Annotated in this window: 8 protein-coding genes; 2 read left to right on the forward strand and 6 right to left on the reverse strand. The window is 69.1% G+C overall.

What is annotated here, in order from left to right:
• Positions 1-58: 58 nt before the first annotated feature.
• From ABZ953_RS35395 to ABZ953_RS35405, 3 genes are all read right to left on the reverse strand, one after another.
• On the reverse strand, positions 59-1,048 hold the full coding sequence (locus tag ABZ953_RS35395) for a hypothetical protein (protein WP_361732927.1): 990 nt from the start codon (positions 1,046-1,048) through the stop codon (positions 59-61).
• Positions 1,049-1,202: 154 nt separating this feature from the next.
• Positions 1,203-3,812: an ABC transporter permease/substrate binding protein gene (locus ABZ953_RS35400; RefSeq protein ID WP_361732929.1), complete on the reverse strand. Its 2,610-nt coding sequence runs from the start codon at positions 3,810-3,812 to the stop codon at positions 1,203-1,205.
• Positions 3,805-4,926, reverse strand: coding sequence for a glycine betaine/L-proline ABC transporter ATP-binding protein (locus tag ABZ953_RS35405; RefSeq protein ID WP_361732931.1), 1,122 nt, complete (start codon positions 4,924-4,926; stop codon positions 3,805-3,807). The genes ABZ953_RS35400 and ABZ953_RS35405 overlap by 8 nt, the downstream gene beginning before the upstream one ends.
• Positions 4,927-5,243: 317 nt before the next feature.
• Here ABZ953_RS35405 and ABZ953_RS35410 point away from each other — a divergent pair, with 317 nt between their 5' ends.
• Together ABZ953_RS35410 and ABZ953_RS35415 are read left to right on the forward strand one after the other, a co-directional pair.
• Positions 5,244-6,149 (forward strand): 5'-3' exonuclease, encoded by a 906-nt coding sequence (locus tag ABZ953_RS35410; protein ID WP_361733003.1) that lies wholly within the window; start codon positions 5,244-5,246, stop codon positions 6,147-6,149.
• 52 nt (positions 6,150-6,201) lie between these two features.
• On the forward strand, positions 6,202-7,038 hold the full coding sequence (locus tag ABZ953_RS35415) for a siderophore-interacting protein (protein ID WP_361732933.1): 837 nt from the start codon (positions 6,202-6,204) through the stop codon (positions 7,036-7,038).
• 150 nt (positions 7,039-7,188) lie between these two features.
• Here ABZ953_RS35415 and ABZ953_RS35420 read toward each other — a convergent pair whose 3' ends face one another.
• The 3 genes from ABZ953_RS35420 to ABZ953_RS35430 all read right to left on the reverse strand — a co-directional run bounded on the left by ABZ953_RS35420 (position 7,189) and on the right by ABZ953_RS35430 (position 18,170).
• Positions 7,189-7,410 carry a hypothetical protein gene (locus ABZ953_RS35420; protein ID WP_361732935.1) on the reverse strand — a complete coding sequence of 74 codons (222 nt, stop codon included), beginning with the start codon at positions 7,408-7,410 and terminating at the stop codon, positions 7,189-7,191.
• A 285-nt stretch (positions 7,411-7,695) separates the two neighbouring features.
• Entirely contained in the window at positions 7,696-14,319 is a 6,624-nt protein-coding gene (locus ABZ953_RS35425) for an RHS repeat-associated core domain-containing protein (protein ID WP_361732937.1), read from the reverse strand.
• A 182-nt stretch (positions 14,320-14,501) separates the two neighbouring features.
• On the reverse strand, positions 14,502-18,170 hold the full coding sequence (locus ABZ953_RS35430) for a LamG-like jellyroll fold domain-containing protein (protein ID WP_361732939.1): 3,669 nt from the start codon (positions 18,168-18,170) through the stop codon (positions 14,502-14,504).
• Positions 18,171-18,367 lie beyond the last annotated feature (197 nt).

An 18,367-nucleotide genomic window follows, 5' to 3' on the forward strand; every position in this document is an offset into this window, starting at 1 on the left:
TCCTCTGCACCCTACGCATGTTCGCCAAACGGTTTTGCCCCATTGCCCCGACCGCCCGCTACAGCTCATGCCAGTAGAGCAGTTGCCCGGACTCCCCGGGGGCCGAACCCTCGCTCGGCACGAACAGGCTGACGAGCAGGGCGGGTTGGCCCCGCGGGTCGGTGAGCAGGGTCGCCGAGGGGTTGGCGAAGGCGTGGCTGCCGCCGTGCGTGCGGATGCCGAGGCGGTCCGCGCGGCCACTCGAGGGGTCGTACGCGTACGTGCCCCAGCTGCCGAAGTCGCCCGGCCGCCCCTGGCCCTCGACGAGCACCACGCGCTGCCCGCCGAGCTCCACGGGTGCCCGGTCTCCTATGTTGCCGCCGTTGCCCAGGCTCCGCACGGCGCGGTCCAGGCGGCGGTCGGGCTCGGCGCGCCAGTGCCGGAAGCCGGTGAGGGTCGCGCGCAGCTGGCGGTCGGTCTCGCAGCCCGCCCGGTAGTGCCCGGTGAGGTGGATCGTGGCGCCGCGCACGGCGGTGATGCTCGGGGTGCCCTCGGCGCAGTGCGAGAGGGTCAGGGGTGCGTCGAAGGCGCGGCGGGCGCGTCCGTCGAGAAGTGCGGCCAGGTTCGCGTACGCCCGCACGGCGATGTGGTTGCGGGGGTCCTTCTCGTAGGCGAGGACGTAGCCGCCCCGGCCGTCGTGCGCGAGCGAGGCCTGGTGGGTGCCGGGCCCGAAGTCGTGGCGGCGGTGCCAGTGGCGCAGGTCGTTTGAGGTCGCGACGGCGGCGTGGAAGCGGCCGTCGGGAAGAAGCGTGTGGTAGACGGCGAGGTACGTGCCGTCCTGGGCCTGCGCGATCTGCGCGGCGTCCATGGTGCGGCCGGTGTGGTCCCGCGCGTCGTAGCGGTGGCCGTCGGCGGCGGTCACGTCCTCGGCGAGCGCGGCCAGGCGCGCGGTGCCCGCGGAGGCGGGGGCGGCGTCGGCGCGCGCGAGCTGCGCGACGAGCAGGGCGGCGGCCAGGGCCAGCGCGAGGGCGACGACGAGGAGGGTGGTCCTGGGCTGCCTTGCGGTCACGGATGCGGTCTCACGTTCGAATGTTCGAGAAGGGGCCCGTCCGAGGTTAGGGAGTCGGCGGCCCCACCAGGAACGCCGGAAGGGGTGGGCTTCGCCACAAGGCGAGGCCCACCCCTTCAAGCACTGCTGATGCAAGCACTGCTGACCGGTGGAGCTACTTCGTGGAGGTCATCTTCTCCTCGAAGCCCGGGTTCTTCTTCAGCCAGGTGTCGACGGCCTCGGGCTCGTTGTTCTTGCCCGCCTTGTTGATCTCGTTCTCCAGTCCTGCCAGTTCCTTCTCGCTCATCTTGAAGTTCTTGAGCCACTTCGTGAGCTGCGGGTACTGGTCGGGGAAGTCCTTGCTGGAGAGCGAGCGGATCGTATTGCCCTTGCCGAAGCCGCCCTTGGGGTCCTTCAGCTTGGTGAGGCCGTACTCGCTGTACGCCCAGTGCGGCGACCAGAGCAGGACCGCGATCGGCTCCTTCTTGGAGTACGCGGCCTTCAGCTCGGAGAGCATCGCGGGGGTCGAGCCCGCGGCGATCTCGTACTCGTCCTCAAGGCCGTAGCCCGGCAGGACCTTGTCCTTGAGCGCCTGCATCACGCCGGTGCCCGGCTCGATGCCGATGATCTTGCCCTTGAACTTGTCGCCCTTGCCCTTGAGGTCCTCGAGCGACTTCACGTCCTTGACGTAGTCCGGGACGGCGACCTCGAGGGACGTCGGGCTGTACCAGGAACCGAGGTCCTTGAGGTTGGCCTTGTTCTTGTCCCAGTACGTCTTCTGCGCGGTGGGCAGCCAGGCGTCGAGGTTGAGGTCGAGGTCGCCCTGCGCGAGACCGGTGTAGGCCGGGCCGACGTCCGCCGGGGTCAGCTCCATCTTGTAGCCGCGCTTCTCCAGGACGCGCTTCCACAGGTTGGTGACGGCGACGTTCTCGTCCCAGGCGAAGTACGCGGCCTTCAGCGGACGCTTCTTCTCCTCGCCGCCCGAGTTCTCGGGCAGCGGGGCCAGCTTGTCGACGACCTTCGGGTTCTTCTTCAGCCAGGCACGGACGGCGTCCTGCTGCTTGCCCTTGCCCGCCTTGTTGATCTCCGCCTCAAGGCTGGTGAGCTGCTTCTCGTCCAGCTTGAAGTTCTTCAGCCACTTGCCGACCTCGGGGTTCTCCTTCGAGAAGCCCTTGCGCGCCAGCGTGTGCACGCCGTCGCCCTTGCCCCAGGCACCCTTCGGGTCCTTGAGCTTCTTCAGGTCGAAGTCGTTGTACGCCCAGTGCGGGGACCAGAGCGGAACAACGATCGGCTCCTTCTTGGCGTACGCGGCCTTCAGCTCCGACAGCATCGCCGTGGTGGAGCCGTCGACGACCTTGTACTCCTTGTCGAGGCCGTACGCCTTGAGGACCTTGCTCTTCAGGAGCTGCATCTCGCCGGCGCTCGGCTCGATGCCGACGATCTTGCCGCCGAACTTGCCGCCCTTGCCCTTGAGGTCCGCCAGCGAGTCGACGTCCTTCATGTACGAAGGGACGGTCAGCTCAAGGGAGGTCGGGCCGTACCAGGCACCGATGTCCTCCAGCTTGTCGCCGTACTTCTTCCAGTACGTGGCGTGCGTCGTCGGCAGCCACGCGTCGGTCTGGAAGTCGACGTCGCCCTGGGCGACCGACGTGTACAGCGGACCGGCGTCCAGCAGGCTGGCGTTCACCTTGAAGCCGCGCTGCTCCAGGATCTCCTTCCAGAGGAAGGTGGAGGCGATGCCCTCGTCCCAGTTGATGTAGCCGATGTTGATCTGCTTGCCCTGGCCGACGTTCTTGCTGTCGGCCACCGACTCGGACTTGGTGCCGCCGAAGATGCCCATGCCGCCCGCGACGAGCGCGAGGGCGACGACACCGGCCATCGCGACGACGGGCCGGGGGCGGTAGTTCCACACGTTCAGGCCCCGCGCGGCCCGCAGCTTGGCGAGCGCGCGGCGGCCGAGCGGCGAGACCTGGCTGCCCAGGCCGCTGGTGACGCGGTCCAGGTAGATGGCGAGGATGACGATGGAGACGCCCGCCTCCGCGCCGAGACCGACGTCGAGCTGGCCGATGGCCGCGTTGACGTCGGCGCCGAGGCCCGGGGTGCCGACCATGCCGGTCAGGGCCGCCATGGAGAGGCCGAGCATGATGACCTGGTTGACACCGGCCATGATCGTCGGCAGTGCGAGGGGCAGCTGGACGCGGAAGAGGGTGTTGCGGGGCGTGGTGCCGAACGCGTCGGCCGCCTCGACCAGTTCCTTGTCGACCTGCCGGATGCCGAGCTCGGTCATGCGCACGCCGGGGGCGAGCGCGAAGACGATCGTGGCGACGATGCCCGCGGGGGCGCCCATCCGGAAGAACAGCAGGGCCGGGATGAGGTAGATCATCGCGGGCAGCGTCTGCATGAAGTCCAGGACGGGCCGGACTATGCCGCTGACCGTCTTGGAGCGCGCCGCCCAGATGCCCACGGGCACGGCGATCACGAGCGCCACGAACGTCGAGACGAGCACCAGGGACAACGTCATCATCGCGTTGTCCCACAGCTCCAGGGACACGATGAACGCGAAGCCCACGAAGGCGAGGACACCGCCGAGCAGCCCGCGCAGCCAGAACGCGATGACGGCGAGGATGCCCGCCATCAGCAGCGGCTCGGGCCCGGAGAGGACGTCGTAGACGCCGTCCCACATGTTCTGGAAGAGGGTCTTGATGAACGAGAACAGCCAGTCCATATGGGTTCTCGACCATTCGACCGCGTCATTGACCCAGTCGCCGAAGGGAATCCTAGGCACCGCTGCTCACCTTGCCCACGTTCTTGCCGCCCTTGTCCTGCGCGGGTACGGAGGCGGAGGTCGCGTCCTGCGGCTCCGCCGCCGTCTCCGAGTGCATCGACTCGCCGAGCACGGCGAGCAGCCTGGCCCGCGGCACGACGCCGACGAGCTTGCCTTCGGCGTCGGTCACGGCGACCGGCACCTCGCTCGTCGAGCAGGGCGTGAACAGCTCGATGATGGGGGTGTCCTCGGTGACCGTGGCGGGGGCGTCGGCCCGCACGTAGTCCTCGTCCGGCTCGGCCATGATCGCGCCCGCGGTGAGCACCCGGGACCGGTCGACGTCCTGCGTGAACGAGGCCACGTAGTCGTTGGCCGGGGTGACCAGGATGTCCTGCGAGGTGCCGATCTGGACGATGCGGCCGTCGCGCATGACGGCGATCTGGTCGCCCAGGCGCATGGCCTCGTTGAGATCGTGGGTGATGAAGACGATGGTCTTCTTCAGCCGCTTCTGGAGCACCAGGAGCTGGTCCTGCATGTCGCGGCGGATCAGCGGGTCGAGCGCGCTGAACGACTCGTCCATGAGGAGCATGTCGGCGTCGGTGGCGAGCGCGCGGGCCAGGCCCACGCGCTGCTGCATGCCGCCGGACAGCTCGTCGGGCCAGGACTTCTCCCAGCCCTTCAGACCCGCGAGCTCCAGCGCCTCGGTGGCGCGCTTCTCGCGCTCGACGCGCGGCACGCCCTGCACCTCGAGGCCGTAACCGGCGTTCTCGAGGACGCTGCGGTGCGGGAAGAGCGCGAAGTGCTGGAAGACCATGCTGATCTTCTTGGAGCGCACCTCCCGCATCTCGCGGGCGCTCAGCTCGGTCAGGTCCTGACCGTCGAAGCGCACGTGACCGGCCGTCGGCTCCGACAGCCCGTTGAGCATGCGCAGCAACGTGGACTTGCCGGATCCGGAGAGACCCATGACGACGAAGATCTGGCCCGGCTCGACCTCGAAGGAAGCATCGATCACGGCAGCGGTGGTGCCGTCGGCGCGCAGCTCCTCTCGGTCGGCTCCGTGGCGGAGTTTCTCCACCGCGTCATCGGGTCGTCTGCCGAACACTTTGTACAAGTGCTCGGCCTGCAGCCTGGACACATACACCTCTCGGGTTGAACCAAGACGGCCCGCCTCCCCCGCCGGCGGGCCGTGGAGCGGCATGGGGTCTGCCCACTTACCGGTCGAAAAGTTGAATCCTCGACGGGGTTCGCTCCGGGTGCGCCCCTGCCCGCACTTACCCGAACCAAACCAAGGAGTGGCCCAGGTCACATCCGTTGCATGCTCGTCCTGCCGTCGTCACCATGCGCAACGCGCGCCCGCCGCCCTCCCCTGGGCCGCGGCGCCATGCGCAGCACGTTCGCACTGTCGGTGCCGTGCGGCATGATGCCGATGTGACTCAGCGAACACGACGGCTCATGCTTCTCGACACGGCCTCCCTCTACTTCCGGGCCTACTTCGGGGTCCCGGAATCCATGAAGGCCCCGGACGGCACCCCGGTCAACGCCGTGCGCGGGCTGCTCGACTTCATCACCCGCCTCGTCCTCGATCATCGCCCGGACGACCTGGTCGCGTGCATGGACGCCGACTGGCGCCCGCACTGGCGCGTCGAGCTCATCCCCTCCTACAAGGCGCACCGCGTCGCCGAGGAGACCAGGACGGGCCCGGACGCCGAGGAGATCCCGGACACGCTGTCGCCGCAGGTGCCGATCATCGAGGCCGTCCTCGACGCGCTCGGCATCGCACGCGTGGGCGTCGAGGCGTACGAGGCCGACGACGTGATCGGCACCTTCGCCGCCCGCGCCACGGGCCCGGTCGACATCGTCACCGGCGACCGCGACCTCTACCAGCTGGTCGACGACGAGCGCGGCATCCGCGTCCTCTATCCCCTGAAGGGCGTCGGCACGCTCCAGATGACGGACGAGGCGTGGCTGCGCGAGAAGTACGGCGTGGCCGGGCCGGGCTATGTGGACCTGGCGCTGCTGCGCGGCGACCCGAGCGACGGCCTGCCGGGCGTGCCCGGCATCGGAGAGAAGACGGCGGCCAAGCTCCTCGACGCGTTCGGCGACCTGGCCGGGATCATGGCCGCGGTCGACGACCCGAAGTCGAAGCTCACCCCGTCGCAGCGCAAGCGGCTCGACGAGTCCCGCGCGTATGTGGCGGTCGCGCCGAAGGTCGTACGGGTGGCGGGCGACGTGCCCCTGCCCGACGTCGACGTCGCACTGCCCCGCGAACCGCTCGATCCCGCCACCCTCGACGAGCTGGCGGCCCAGTGGGGCCTGGGCGGCTCGCTGACGCGGCTGCTCGCCGTACTGCACCCCTGAGGTGTTAACTTAGGCAAGCCTAAGCAATCGTGGATCAGGGGAGGCCGTCGCCATGGCAGAACGTCCGGCACGCAAAGCACCGAAGGCCCATGTGGCGCGGGTCGTGCGCACCGAGCGGCTCACCCCGCACATGCAGCGCGTGATCCTCGGCGGTGCGGGCCTCGCCGAGTTCACCACGGCCGGGTGCACCGATCATTACGTGAAGCTCCTCTTCGACGCCGAGGGCGTCACCTACCCCGAGCCGTTCGACCTTCAGCGCATCCGCGAGGAGTTCCCGCGCGAGCAGTGGCCGGTGACCCGGACGTACACGGTGCGCTGGTGGGACGCCGAGACCCGTGAGCTGGCCCTGGACTTCGTGATCCACGGCGACGAGGGCCTCGCGGGGCCGTGGGCGCGGACCGTCGAGGCGGGCGCCACGGTGCGCTTCCAGGGTCCGGGCGGGGCGTACGCCCCGGACGCGGACGCCGACTGGCACCTGCTCGCGGGCGACGAGAGCGCCCTGCCGGCCATCGCCGCGGCGGCCGAGGCGCTCCCCAGGGGCGCCGTCGCGCACATCTTCGTCGAGGTCGAGGGCGCCAAGGAGGAGCAGAAGATCGCGACGGACGCGGAGGTCGTCTGGCTGCACCGCGGCGACCGCCCGGTCGGCGAACTCCTGGTCGAGGCCGTGCGCTCCCTGGAGTTCCCCGCGGGCGAACCGCAGGCCTTCGTGCACGGCGAGGCGGGCTTCGTGAAGGAGCTGCGCCGCTATCTGCGCGTGGAGCGCGAGATCCCGCGCGAGCGGCTCTCCATCTCCGGCTACTGGCGCCTCGGTCACAACGAGGACGGCTGGCAGGCGTCCAAGCGGGAGTGGAACGCGCAGGTGGAGGCGGAGCAGGAGAAGACCGCCTGACACCGGTCCTGCCACGCGCCGCGCGGCAGGCATGACGCATGACGCATGACGCATGACGCATGACGCATGACGCATGACGCACAAGGAGGCGGCACCCCGCGGGGGGGGGTGGCCGCCTCCTCGTGCGTGGTGGCGCCTGACGTCCGAACGTCACGGCTTGCGGGAGAACTTCACGTCGAGGTCGCACGGGTCGCCCGGGTCGTCGGAGGCGCAGAGCTTGTCACCGCCGTCCACCGCGGCGAGGTCCATCGAGCAGTCCCCCTCCGGGACACCTCGGAACGACAGTCCGATCCAGGCCCCCTTCTTCGCCTCCTTCGACACCACGCTCAAGGCGTCGCTCTTGTCGACGAAGAAACCCCATGCTCCGGACACGTCTCCCGCAGGACAGCCATCAGCGGCGAAAACTTCAGATTTCAGGCCGGACGCCTTGAATGTCCGATCGGCGGAGAGGGTGATACTCCCCCCACCCGACTCGACCCATTTCCCGGCGACGTCATCCACGGTGACCGTCGCCGTTTTCTCACCGACACCGCAGGACGAGACAAGGAGGGTGGCTGCCATTGCCAACGGTAGGCCGAATCTCAATTTACTCACCCGCGCATAATAGCAGCAGGGCTGTGGCGCCATATTGAATAGCTCCACAGCCCTGCCCGAGCACTAGTCCAGCCAATCCGAGTAGCTCACACCCCCACTGAGCGGCCACTTCTCTTCCCAGGAGAATTTCTGTTCGACCGCCGCCCCGAACGTGTCCTTGTACAGGGGGTTCAAGTTCCGCGGAATGACGTGGGTGGCGGAGTGCCAGTCCGACAGGTTCTCCGCGGAGAACCGGAGCGTCACCGTTCCCTTTTTCTTGTCGACCGCCTTGATCCGCGCACGACCCTTGTAGGTGCCCAGGAAGGCATCGGCGGAATTAGAAGTCCCGATGGTGCCATTGGTCAACGTCCCCGCAAGGTCGTTGAAGGCTCCGCGGAGGGAGTTCAACTTCCAAATGGGACTGCCCGGCTCAGGGCCCTTGTCCTTGTAACTGAAACCGTCGCGTTCCGGGTCGGCACCCTTCGCCCGCATTCCCTTGTCCCGGGCCTGCGCCACCAAGTCCTCACGCAGATCGGAAATGGTGTCGTCACGGGCCAGGATGGCAGTGAAGGCGTCACCCCCGCGGAATTGCTGATTCGGCTTGAGCGGATACCCGCCTCCCCAGATCCATCCGAAGAAGAGCTTCCGGGAAGAGGTCCAGCCATTCTTCGCCTTGGGGTCCTGGACGATTCCCCAGTCGGGAATGGAAGCGAAGATTTCGTCCAGCGACTTTCCGCCTCGGTTCAGGAACGGGTAGTCATACGACTTGGTGATGAGGTTGTAGGTCGTACCGGGCTTCCATCCATTGGTGGCAGTCCCGGTCCCTCCCCAACTGCTGGTCGGTGCCGTACCACCGGTGTACCCCGTACTACCGCCGCCACCGCCGCCCCCGCCGAGCATGCCCAGGACGTTCTTCACAAAGCTGCCCACGGCGGCAAGGCCGCCCACGACCTTGCCGAAGAGGTCACCGATGTCCCGGCCCGTGGGGTCACTGAACGTCGCCGGGTTGTTGTTGCCGTAGGTGTAGCCGTTGAGGGACTGGGCCTTTTCCGGGTCGATGACCGGGTCCACGCTCAGGAACCGGCCGATGACCGGGTCGTACTCCCGTGCGCCGACGTGGGTGAGGCCCGTTTCCTCGTTGGACGGCTTCCCCAGGAAGCCCTTGTCGTCCGGCCACTCGGAGGGCTTCGTGCCGCGCGGCGCACCGAAGGGTGTGGTGTGCCGCTTGGTGAAGGCCAGGGTCGTCGCGTCGACCACGAGGCTCGAAGTGCCGTGGTGGTCGCCGAAGAGGAAGGCCAGCTTGCTGCCGGACGTCCCGGCGGTCGCGGTGCGGACCGCGACGGTCTGGTCGCCTGCCGTGTAATAGCGGGTCCCGGACAGGGACTTGGGCTTGCCGCCACTGGCAGGCTTCATGCGCACCTCGATCGCACCGAGGTACAGCACCGTCTCGCCGTCGGCGGACGTGGCGCGGCGGATCAGCAGGTCGCCACTCGCGTCGTAGAGGTACTCGGTCCCCTTGGCCGCCTTGCCACCGGCGGCGGGCTCGCTGGTGGACCGCAGGCTGCCTTCCGCGTTCCAGGTCAGCGTCTGCTCCGCCTGTGTGCCGGGGCGGGTCTTGGTGGTGCCGTCGGCGTAGTAGGAGTAGGACTTCGTCTTGCCGCCCGACTCCGTCTTCGTCAGCGCGTGCGGCTGCCCCGACTCGGTTCCGTAGCGGTAGTCGGTGACGGTGTTGCCCGCGGACGCGTGGTCGGTCTGCTGGGTGCGCAGTCCGGCGTCGTCGTACTGGTAGCTGGTCCAGTACGGTGCGGCCCCACCGAGGTTGCCGACCGTGCGACCGGTGCCGGCGCAGTCGGCGGTCTTCGGCGTCCAGGCCTCGGTCAGACGGCGCTGGCCGTCGTAGTCGAAGCACTGGTAGTCGGCCTGGCCGGTGCCGCCCAGGGTCGTCGCGTCGAAGACCGACGTGACGTTGCCCGCGTCGTCCTGGTGGTAGTTGAGGTTTTGGAGCATGTAGCCGTGCACGTCGTCGGTGACGTACGACCGGGTGAGGCGGCGCGTGCCGGACTCGTACTCGTTGGTGAGGTAGGCCTTCTTCGCGTTGGCGTCGGTGCCCAGCGTCAGCTGGCTCTTGTCACCGATCGGCGAGTAGGCGGCGTCCTGGAGGTAGCCGGTGGCCCCCTTGGCCGTGCGGACCCGGCCCAGGCCGTCGTAGTCGTACGAGACCGTCTCGGCGGCGAGCCCGGCGACCGCGGGGGCGGTGCCCTGCTTGACCGTGCCGTCGAGGTTGTAGGCGGTGGAGAAGGACAGCGCCTTGGGCACGCCGGCCGTCACGAGCGGGTCGTCGTCCGGCAGGACGATCTGATTGCCGGTGACCTTGTAGAGACTGTCGAGCGAGGTGACCTTCTGGGTGTACGCCTTGCCGGTCAGGCCGCCGTCGTAGCGGACGGCGGTGTCCTGCTGGCCCTTGGCGAGGCTGTCGAAGGTCCAGGCGGCGAGCTTGTTGGCGTCGGTCTTGGAGTTCTGCCACACGCCGGTCTTGCGGTTCAGTTCGTCGTACCCGATGAACAGGGACTTGCCGGTGTTGTCGGTGGTCTGTATCGGCTGGTCCAGGTCGTTGTACTCCGTCGAGTTGCCGCCCTTGTCGGGGTCGTCCGCGTGGACCTCACGACCGAACAGGTCATAGGTGTAGCTCCAGGTGGCGTCCTTGCCAGGACCGGTGACCGACTTCTGCTGGCCGCGGGGCGTGTAGCCGAACGACGTGGTCGTGTACTCCGTGCCGGTCGCCTTGGGGCCCGCGTACTCGCGCCGCTCCATGGTCTGGCCGAGGGCGTTGGTCACGACCGCGGTCGCCTGGCCGCCGGCCGGAGCGCCGGTGATCACGGTGTCGCCCTGGTAGATGGTCTCGGTCGACCAGCGCGCCACGCCGTTGTTCTTCGTCGTGGTCTTGATCGCCCGGGCCGCGCCGTCGAAGACGGTGTCCGTCTGGGTGGGCGCCTGGCCTCCGTCGAGCTGCGCGAGCACACCGGACGGCGCGTTCTTGGCATCCCAGATGTCGGACTCGGCGGTGACCGCGAGACCGCGGGCGTCGTAGACCGTCTCCGCGATGACGCGTCCCCCGGAGGCGGAGGGCGCCTGCACCTGACGGGTCCTCAACTGCGAGTCGAAGATCTCGTAGGTGGTGGTGTAGCCGGAGCCGTCGGCCTTGAGGGTGCCGCTCGACACCCAGGGAAGGGCGGCGGCGGTGATGCTGTAGTCGTACACGTAGTTGGGTGTCTTGCCGAGCGACTTGGAGCGGTTGGGCAGCCAGACCTTGAGGATGTGCCCGAGGCTGTCGTACTCGCTCTCGGTGACCTTGCCGTTGGGGTCGGTGATCTTCAGGTCGACGCCGAGTCCGAAGTCCATGGCCGTGGTGGTCTTGAAGCCCTTGACGTTCGTGACGGTGGTCGCCGTCAGCGGACCCGTCGTGGCAGGGGTGTAGCCCGTGGTGGTGACGATGTCGTCGTGGGTGTCCCGCTCCACGGTGGGGCGGCCGAGCACGTCGTACTTGACGGTTCCGGACTGCTGCCAGACCGGGGCGTTGTCGCTGCCGTAGCCCTTGGCGCGGCCCTTCCACTGCGCTTCGCCCTTGGTGGGCTTCTGCGCGGCGGACCAGGTGGTCGTGTCGTAGGCCGTGGCCTCGTCCGAGATCACGTCACCGGAGCGCTTGGAGTCGGCCGGCAGGTCCAGCTCGGCGTCCGTGACGGAGCAGGGCTTCGCGACGGAACGCGTGCGTGAGACGGCCGCGTTGATGCCCGTGTCGCCGTTGCGGGCGTACCAGGTGCGCGTGCACTTCTCGTCGCCCTTGACCGCGTCGTCGCCCGTGTCCTCGACCGTTTCGGGCATGCCGTAGTCGTCGAAGGCCGTCTTCGTGGTGCGGACCCGGTCGACGGGGGTCAGCTTGCTCGTGACGTTGGTGCGCGCGTGGGACGCCGCGGTGCGGACGAAGTAGGCCTCCGTGTCGGCGTACGACTTGTGCTGCGTGGCGGTCCGCTTCGACCAGGGGTCGTTGACCGTGCCGGAGACCTCGGCGGCTCCGTCGTAGGCCACCGTCTCCCGGGTGAAGCCCGCGTACTGGTCGGAGTCGGTGATCGTCGCGGCCTTGACGCCGGTGACGTCCACGCTCTTGCGCTTGTCGGCGTCGGGGGTCTTTCCGTCGGACCCGAGGACCCGGTCCCCGTTCATGCCGCGCAGGAAGACCGATACCTCCTTGGTCTGGGTGGCACCGGGCGAACCGGTGAGGTGCGTGACCTTCTCGTAGCCGCGCCAGATCGACCAGGTGCGCTCCTTGGCCGGAGTCATCGGGTCGTCGTTGTAGTGCCAGGCACCACCGCCGGAGTAGGTGTAGATGTGCTGCACGGCCTCGGACCCGCCGTGCGGGTCCGTCGTCTGGACCCCGCTGACCGGGTACTTCTGGAACCAGTCGAGGATCGGTGTGGTCTCGCCGTTCGGGGACCAGTACACCGGGTAGCAGCGCTTGGTGTTCTCGTCCGCCTTCGGCATCGTCTGCCCGGCCGCGCAGTCGGCGGCGAGGTAGTCGACGATGGTCTCGGCGCCCGTCTCCGACGTGATCGTCTTCAGGCGCGGCCGGTTGAACGGCAGGATGTCGTCCGAAGGGCCGTCGACCCGGTTGGGCCGGTACACATGGGCGAACTTGACCGGGTCGAGGGAGAGATCGGCCCCGCGCTTGCCGGTGTGCTTGATCTCGTCCAGCCACAGCGACTGGTCGGTGGAGTCACCGGTGTCCCCGGGGTCGAGGTAGCGCTGCTTGAGGGACCAGGCGTCCACCGGCGCGTAGCCGGGCGTGGCCGCGGCCGCTTCCCACGCCGAGGTGGTGACGCCCGTCAGCCGCTTACGGGAGAAGAACGTGGGGCTGTAGTTGTACGTGCACTTGTCGCCGTCCTTGCAGATGCTGTCGAACGGCACGTCGGGCCAGTTGTCCCTGGTGTCCTTCGTCAGCGCGTCGCACCCGGTGCCCGATGCGACGCACCGCTCGGCGTAGGTGAGGGCGACCTTGTGGGAGGCGGCGGGCGTCGCGGAGAAGAGGGCACCGGCGCGCTGGCCGTAGCGGATCTCCTTGAGGTAGCCGCCGCGGATGTAACCGGTACCGGTGTTGTCGTCGCCGAGCTTGTCGTAGTTGTTGTGCTCGGCCTCATACCAGTAGCTCATCGCGTTGCCGTGGGTGTCCTCCACGTAGTCGAGGTTCCACCGCCACGCCTGCTTCTTGTCGCGGCCGGAGAACGTGGTGCCGTCCTCGTAGCCGGGCTCGCCGGAGTCGTCGCCGAAGACCGGCACGGTCCAGGTGGACTCGGTGCGGTCGGCGGCCGCCGCGCCGTCGAGCTTGTTCAGGCCGAAGACGTACTTCGTGCCGTCGCCCGTGACGACGTTCCAGTACTCGCCGTTGTCGTCGCCGTTCTCCGCACCCGTGGAGTGCGTGACGACGGAGGCGTCGTCGTTCTTGAGGCGCCACTTGCCGCTGGTGTCGTCCTTGACCAGCTCGGTGGCCTTGCCGTTGAGCACGAGCGAGGCGTTGTCGTACTTCCAGCACAGGTCGTACTTCTTGTCCTGGCCGTCGTCGTTGCACGAGCCGTACTTGCGCTCGACGAAGGACTCGGTGAGGTCGAAGCCCTCACCGACCTGCGTGCCCTGGTTGTTGGTGGTGGCCGTACGGCCGTCCACGCTGGAGGAGTTGTAGGAGATGTCCAGGGCGGGCTTGGGTCCGGCGGCGGGCGCCGGCGGCTTCAGCGGGTACGACCACGTGAACGTTCCCGCGCTGCCGCCCGCCTCCCAGGTGGACGAGGCGGTCAGCGGGGTCGCCTTGAAGTCACCGCCGCCCGACTGCGTACCGGCGGAGACCGCCAGGAGCAGCGTGCGGCCGGTGCCGGAACGCGCGCTCGTGGCCGCGCCCTTGGCCGCCGGGACGGCGGCGGAGAAGTCCAGCTGGGTCGCGAGGCGCTGGTCGCCGCGCTCGTTCACGGACGGCAGGGGCTCCGCCTTGTGGCACTTGGCCGCCTCGGGCGAGCGCAGCGCGCAGTCGGAGATGCGCGCCACCTGCAGCCGTCCGGCCCAGTCACCTCCGTAGGCGGAGGCGAACTTCCCGTAGTGGATGCCCAGTTCGGCCCGGCCGCCGGTCGCCGGTCCCGTCACCTTGAGCGCGACGCCCTTGATCCCGAGCTTCGCCGTCTCCTGCCGCCCGAGGACGTTCACCTCGACCTGGTCGGCGACCTTGCCGTGCTTCTTGCCCTTGCCCTGCTCCTTGCCCTGCTCCTTGCCCCGCTTCGGCGGCGCGAGGGTCACCGGCAGTGCACCCGGCGCGGCCTCGGCCGTTTCGGCGTCGGCCAGCTTCAGGGTCGCCGACCCGCGCTTCGGCCAGGCGACGGTCCGCCGCGCGTCGGCCTCGGCGCGCCGCATGGCGTCCCGGTCCGCCCGCGCGGCCTTCGCCATCTGCGCGGCCGTCTTCTTGTCCGTCTTCGCCTCGAAGGGCGACACGTCGTCGGCCTCGACCGTCTTCAGGTCGGGGCGGCCCAGCGGATCGGGGCGTGCCCCGAAGGCGCTGGTGCTCAGCAGCCCCGGAAGCAGCGAGAATCCGGCGATGACCGCCACTCGGCGGAGCCTGCGCTCCCGCGCGGCTCTGGTGCGGCCCGGCACAAGCCGGACCGACGCTGTTCGTCTCATTGGTTTCCCCATGCGACCCGCGCCGGGACGGCGACGTCCGGGCAGGGGCCATCGCGTGGCGACCGCGGGGGCATGGAGCTGCTCCACACCGCCGTCAGGTGCCACTGGCTGAATACGTGAATACGTGAATACGGGCGCCGGGACGGAGCCGGGGGCCCGCGTGTGCGGGCCCCCGGCGTCCGTCACTCGTCGCCGGGTGCGCCCAGCGCCTTGGAGCGGACCTGGTCGGCGGTCATCGCCCCGGTCCACACGCGGACCTCGTCCAGGGACGCGGGCAGGTAGTGCCCGTTGACGCCACCGGCCCGGCCACGCCCGGCCGCGAGCTCACCGCCGCCCTGCTCGACCGCGGGGAAGGCGGCACCGCCCTCCTGCGCCTGCTCGGTCTCGCTCAGGTACAGGTGCGTGTTGCCGAAGCCGCCGTCGACTTCCTCGGTGGCGTCGTACACGCCGGTGACCTGCACCCACGTGTCCATCTCGGCGGACGTCTCGGACGGTACGGAGGCGGTCGCGAGCACCTTGCCCGCGGAGTCGGTCGCCGTACGCCCGAAGCGCCACAGGTAGCCGTCGGCGGAGACCTTCTCCACCCACAGGGCCCACGAGGACTCCTTGCCGTCCGGGGTGGACTGGCCGAAGACCTGGGCGCGGGTACCGACCTTCATGGCCGCGAACTTCGCGCCGTCCAGCTTGACGTCGGCGGTCACCGTGAAGGAGCCGGTCTCGTCCACCACAGGCCCTGTGGTGGCCATGTAGCCGGAGCTGCCGTCGAGTTCGAGCTCGTTGTCGTCGGGGTCCGCGACCGCGCCGGTGGACGAGATGTCCATCGAGCCGAGTGCGTACGAGGTGTACTCGGCGACCTTTCCGTTCTCCGCGGTGGCGGAGTCCCAGTAACCGACGAGCTCGGTCGCGGGCACGCTGTCGGTCTCCAGGCGCGCGTCCTGGCGCAGCTGGTCGCCGGTCAGCGCGCGCTGCCAGACGTTGACCTCGTCGAGCCGGCCCAGGAAGTTCTCGCCCCAGGCACCGCCGACCTTGGACCGGCCGAACTGCAGGCCCTCGGTCGAGACCCAGGGCGTGTAGGTGCTGGAGGCCGCGTACAGCTTGACCGGCTGGCCCTGCGGGCGGCCGTTGACGAACAGCTGGATGGTGTCGTTCGTCTTGTCGGTGTCGCCCTTGCTGTCGAAGACACCGGCGACGTGGGTCCAGACCTCCATCGTCGGCTCCGTGGTGTCCGCGATCGAGCGGATGTAGGCCGGGTTGGTCTTCGTGTCCGTCGCGGTGCGGTTGAACACCCACTTGTTGTACGTGGAGGAGTAGTAGAGCGTGAAGGCCGAGCCGTTGGCCCCCGGCGCCGACGCCACCACCCGGTTCTCGGTGGTGTCGGTGAGCAGGACCCACGAGGACAGGGTGAAGGAGTCGCCGGTGTTCACCGCGGGCGCGGAGGTGGCGGCATAGCCGGTCCGCCCGGACTCCGTGCTCACATCGTCGTTGAGGCGCAGCGAGTAGTCGGCGGTGCCGCGGCGGCCGAGCACGGACCAGTCGGCGGCCGTGCCGTCCGTCCGGCGGCGCAGCGTCGCGTCGTGCCGCGTCCCCTCGGACCCGGAGTCCTTGGCCACGGTGGCCGTGGAGCCCGGTGCGGCGTCATCGAAGTGCCAGGTGCCGACGGGGCCTGCGGCCGGGGCGACCTTGAAGGCGAACTCGCTCGGGGTGCCCCAGCGTTCACGTACGTCCTTGGCCTGCACTGTCAGGACTTGGAGCCCGGACAGCGACGGCACGGGTTTGACTGTGACGGTCGATCCGGTCGTCTCGGTGGCGCCCTTCTGGGTCAGCAGCCGCCACCGGTAGCCGGTGATGTCCTTGTCGACGGTGTTCGGCTTGAGCTGGAATGCTCCGGCCGCTCCCGGGCCGCCCTTGCCCTCGCAGAGGTCGGGGAGGCACTCGGTGTACAGGCCCGTCGAGGTGATCTGGGGTGCCTTGGGCGCCGTCGAGTCGATCTTGAAGTAGCACCAGGACGAGTAGGCCGACAACAGGTCGCCCTTCCTGGTGCCGTACGTCCAGTGGGACTGCGTGCGCGCCCTCATGCGGTACAGACCGCCGTCGGCCCGGTTGTCCATCCGGACCTTCGCCAGCGTGTCGTCCGGCACCCAGCCGGGCTTCGGCCGGTAGTCGGACCACACCTGGTGCCAGTCGGCGTCATCGCCGCGCTGCACGACGAACTCGGCCTGCAGCTCGCCCTTCTCCTCGCCCGCCTTCGGCTTGACCTGGGTCTGCACCTTGGCCTGCGTCATCGGGTCGAGGCGGGTGACGATCGTGGGGGTGCGCGAGGACTTGGCGCAGTAGCCCGTGGTGCCGCTGCCCGGGATGACGCCCACCGAGGAGGGGGTGCCCGGCTTCGGCACGTAGACCACCTGGAGCTCGGCGTTGTCGTCGAACCGCTTCCAGGCCGCCGGGTCGCCCTCGTCGTGCGCCCGCAGCATCAGCGTCAGCGCGCTGAACTTGCCGGACGCCAGATTGCGCACCGAGGAGGTGAGGTTCTCGTCCGGCTCGTCCGGGTTGTCGTTGAACTCGACCCACTGGTCGGGCTGTTCGGGGCTGCACTGGTCGCCGCGGCCCGCGGACACGTGCCGGTCGCCCATCTGGTCCCGCTGCGTGGGGCCCGGCCACCTCTTGCCCTTGGAGATGTTGTCGGTGCGCTCCAGGTCGACCCACTTGGCGTCACACGTGAACGACCAGGTCTCCTTGGCGCGGAAGGTGGCGTCGACGACCTGCTTGCCGGACAGCTTCGCGGGCCCGAACTCGAAGTACATCCGGTTCGTGTGGTCCTTGTCGCAGTAGTACGGGCCCATGCGGCTGCAGTTGCCGACTCCGTAGTCACCGTTGAACTGCCAGAACACGTCGCCGTCGCTGGAGAGCACCGTGCGCTCCGAGGCGCCGAGCCCCATCGGGGGGTCGATGCGCACCGGGTAGACGGTCTTCTCGCCGCGCAGCAGCTCCCGGTCCGGCTTGACGCTGATGGCGTCGTCCTCGACCTCGACCGGCATCTCGGCGCTGCGGTCCCCGGGGTTCGGCTGCGTGGCGCTGCGCCGGGTCGGGGCGCCGGGCTCACCGGCCGGGGCGGACGCCGACTTCGACGACCGGGCGCGCCGCGCCGTGTCGCCCGCCGCGTCCCACATCATTCCGGCCGGGCCCGCCAGGACGTCGTTGCCGTCCTCGTCCACCGCGCGGATCCCGCCGTCCGTGCCGGGAAGGACGCGCAGTCCCTTGCCCTTGACGGGCAGGCGGACGGTGTCCAGCTCGGGGTTGGCGGCCGCCTCGGGCGTCTTGACGACGAGGATCTCCCTGAACCCCTCGGACGTGGCGGTCAGTTCGAGGTCGACGTCCTTGAGGACGTTCGGGTACGTCGCCGTGGCGCCCTTCAGCTCGGGGGCCGGCAGCTCGCCGGGCCAGCCGAGTTCCAGCGTGCCGCGCGGGGTGCCGATGCGGATCATCTTGCTGCCGCTGCCCCCGCCCGAGAAGGCCAGGTCGACCGCGGTCGCCCCGGGGGCGACGGTGCCGTCGGAACGGCGCACCAGCGTGGTGTCGACGTCCCGCCACCCGCCGTCGTCGGCCTTCACCCGTTGTGGGGTGGTGGCCTGGGTCAGCGTGTAGGTGCCGTCGGGGTTCGCCACGGTCGTGGTGTAGGCGCCGCGCTCCGACACCACCTCGACCGGCTTACCGGTGGCCGCGGCACGCTCTGACGTCGACTGCTCGGTGTCCGCCTTGGCGCCGCTGCCGCCGTCCGCGGAAGCGGCCGATCCGGCCAGGCCCACCGCCGTCACCAGCGAGGCAAGGACGGCACACGCCACCGTCCAGCTCACCGCGCGAGCGCCGCTCGATCTCGGCCGTCGCCTATCGCGACGGCCCCTTGTTGTAACCACAACCCCACCCCAGGTTCACAGGTTCTCCACAGAAGCGAGCGAAGCTAAGCACCTACTCTCAGTGAGCGTCAATAAAGGGTAAATAAAGATGGGCATATCGACACCAGCTTGACCTGCAGAAATACGGATTGGTCTGG

The organism is Streptomyces sp. NPDC046465, assembly GCF_040646035.1.
Lineage (GTDB): Bacteria > Actinomycetota > Actinomycetes > Streptomycetales > Streptomycetaceae > Streptomyces.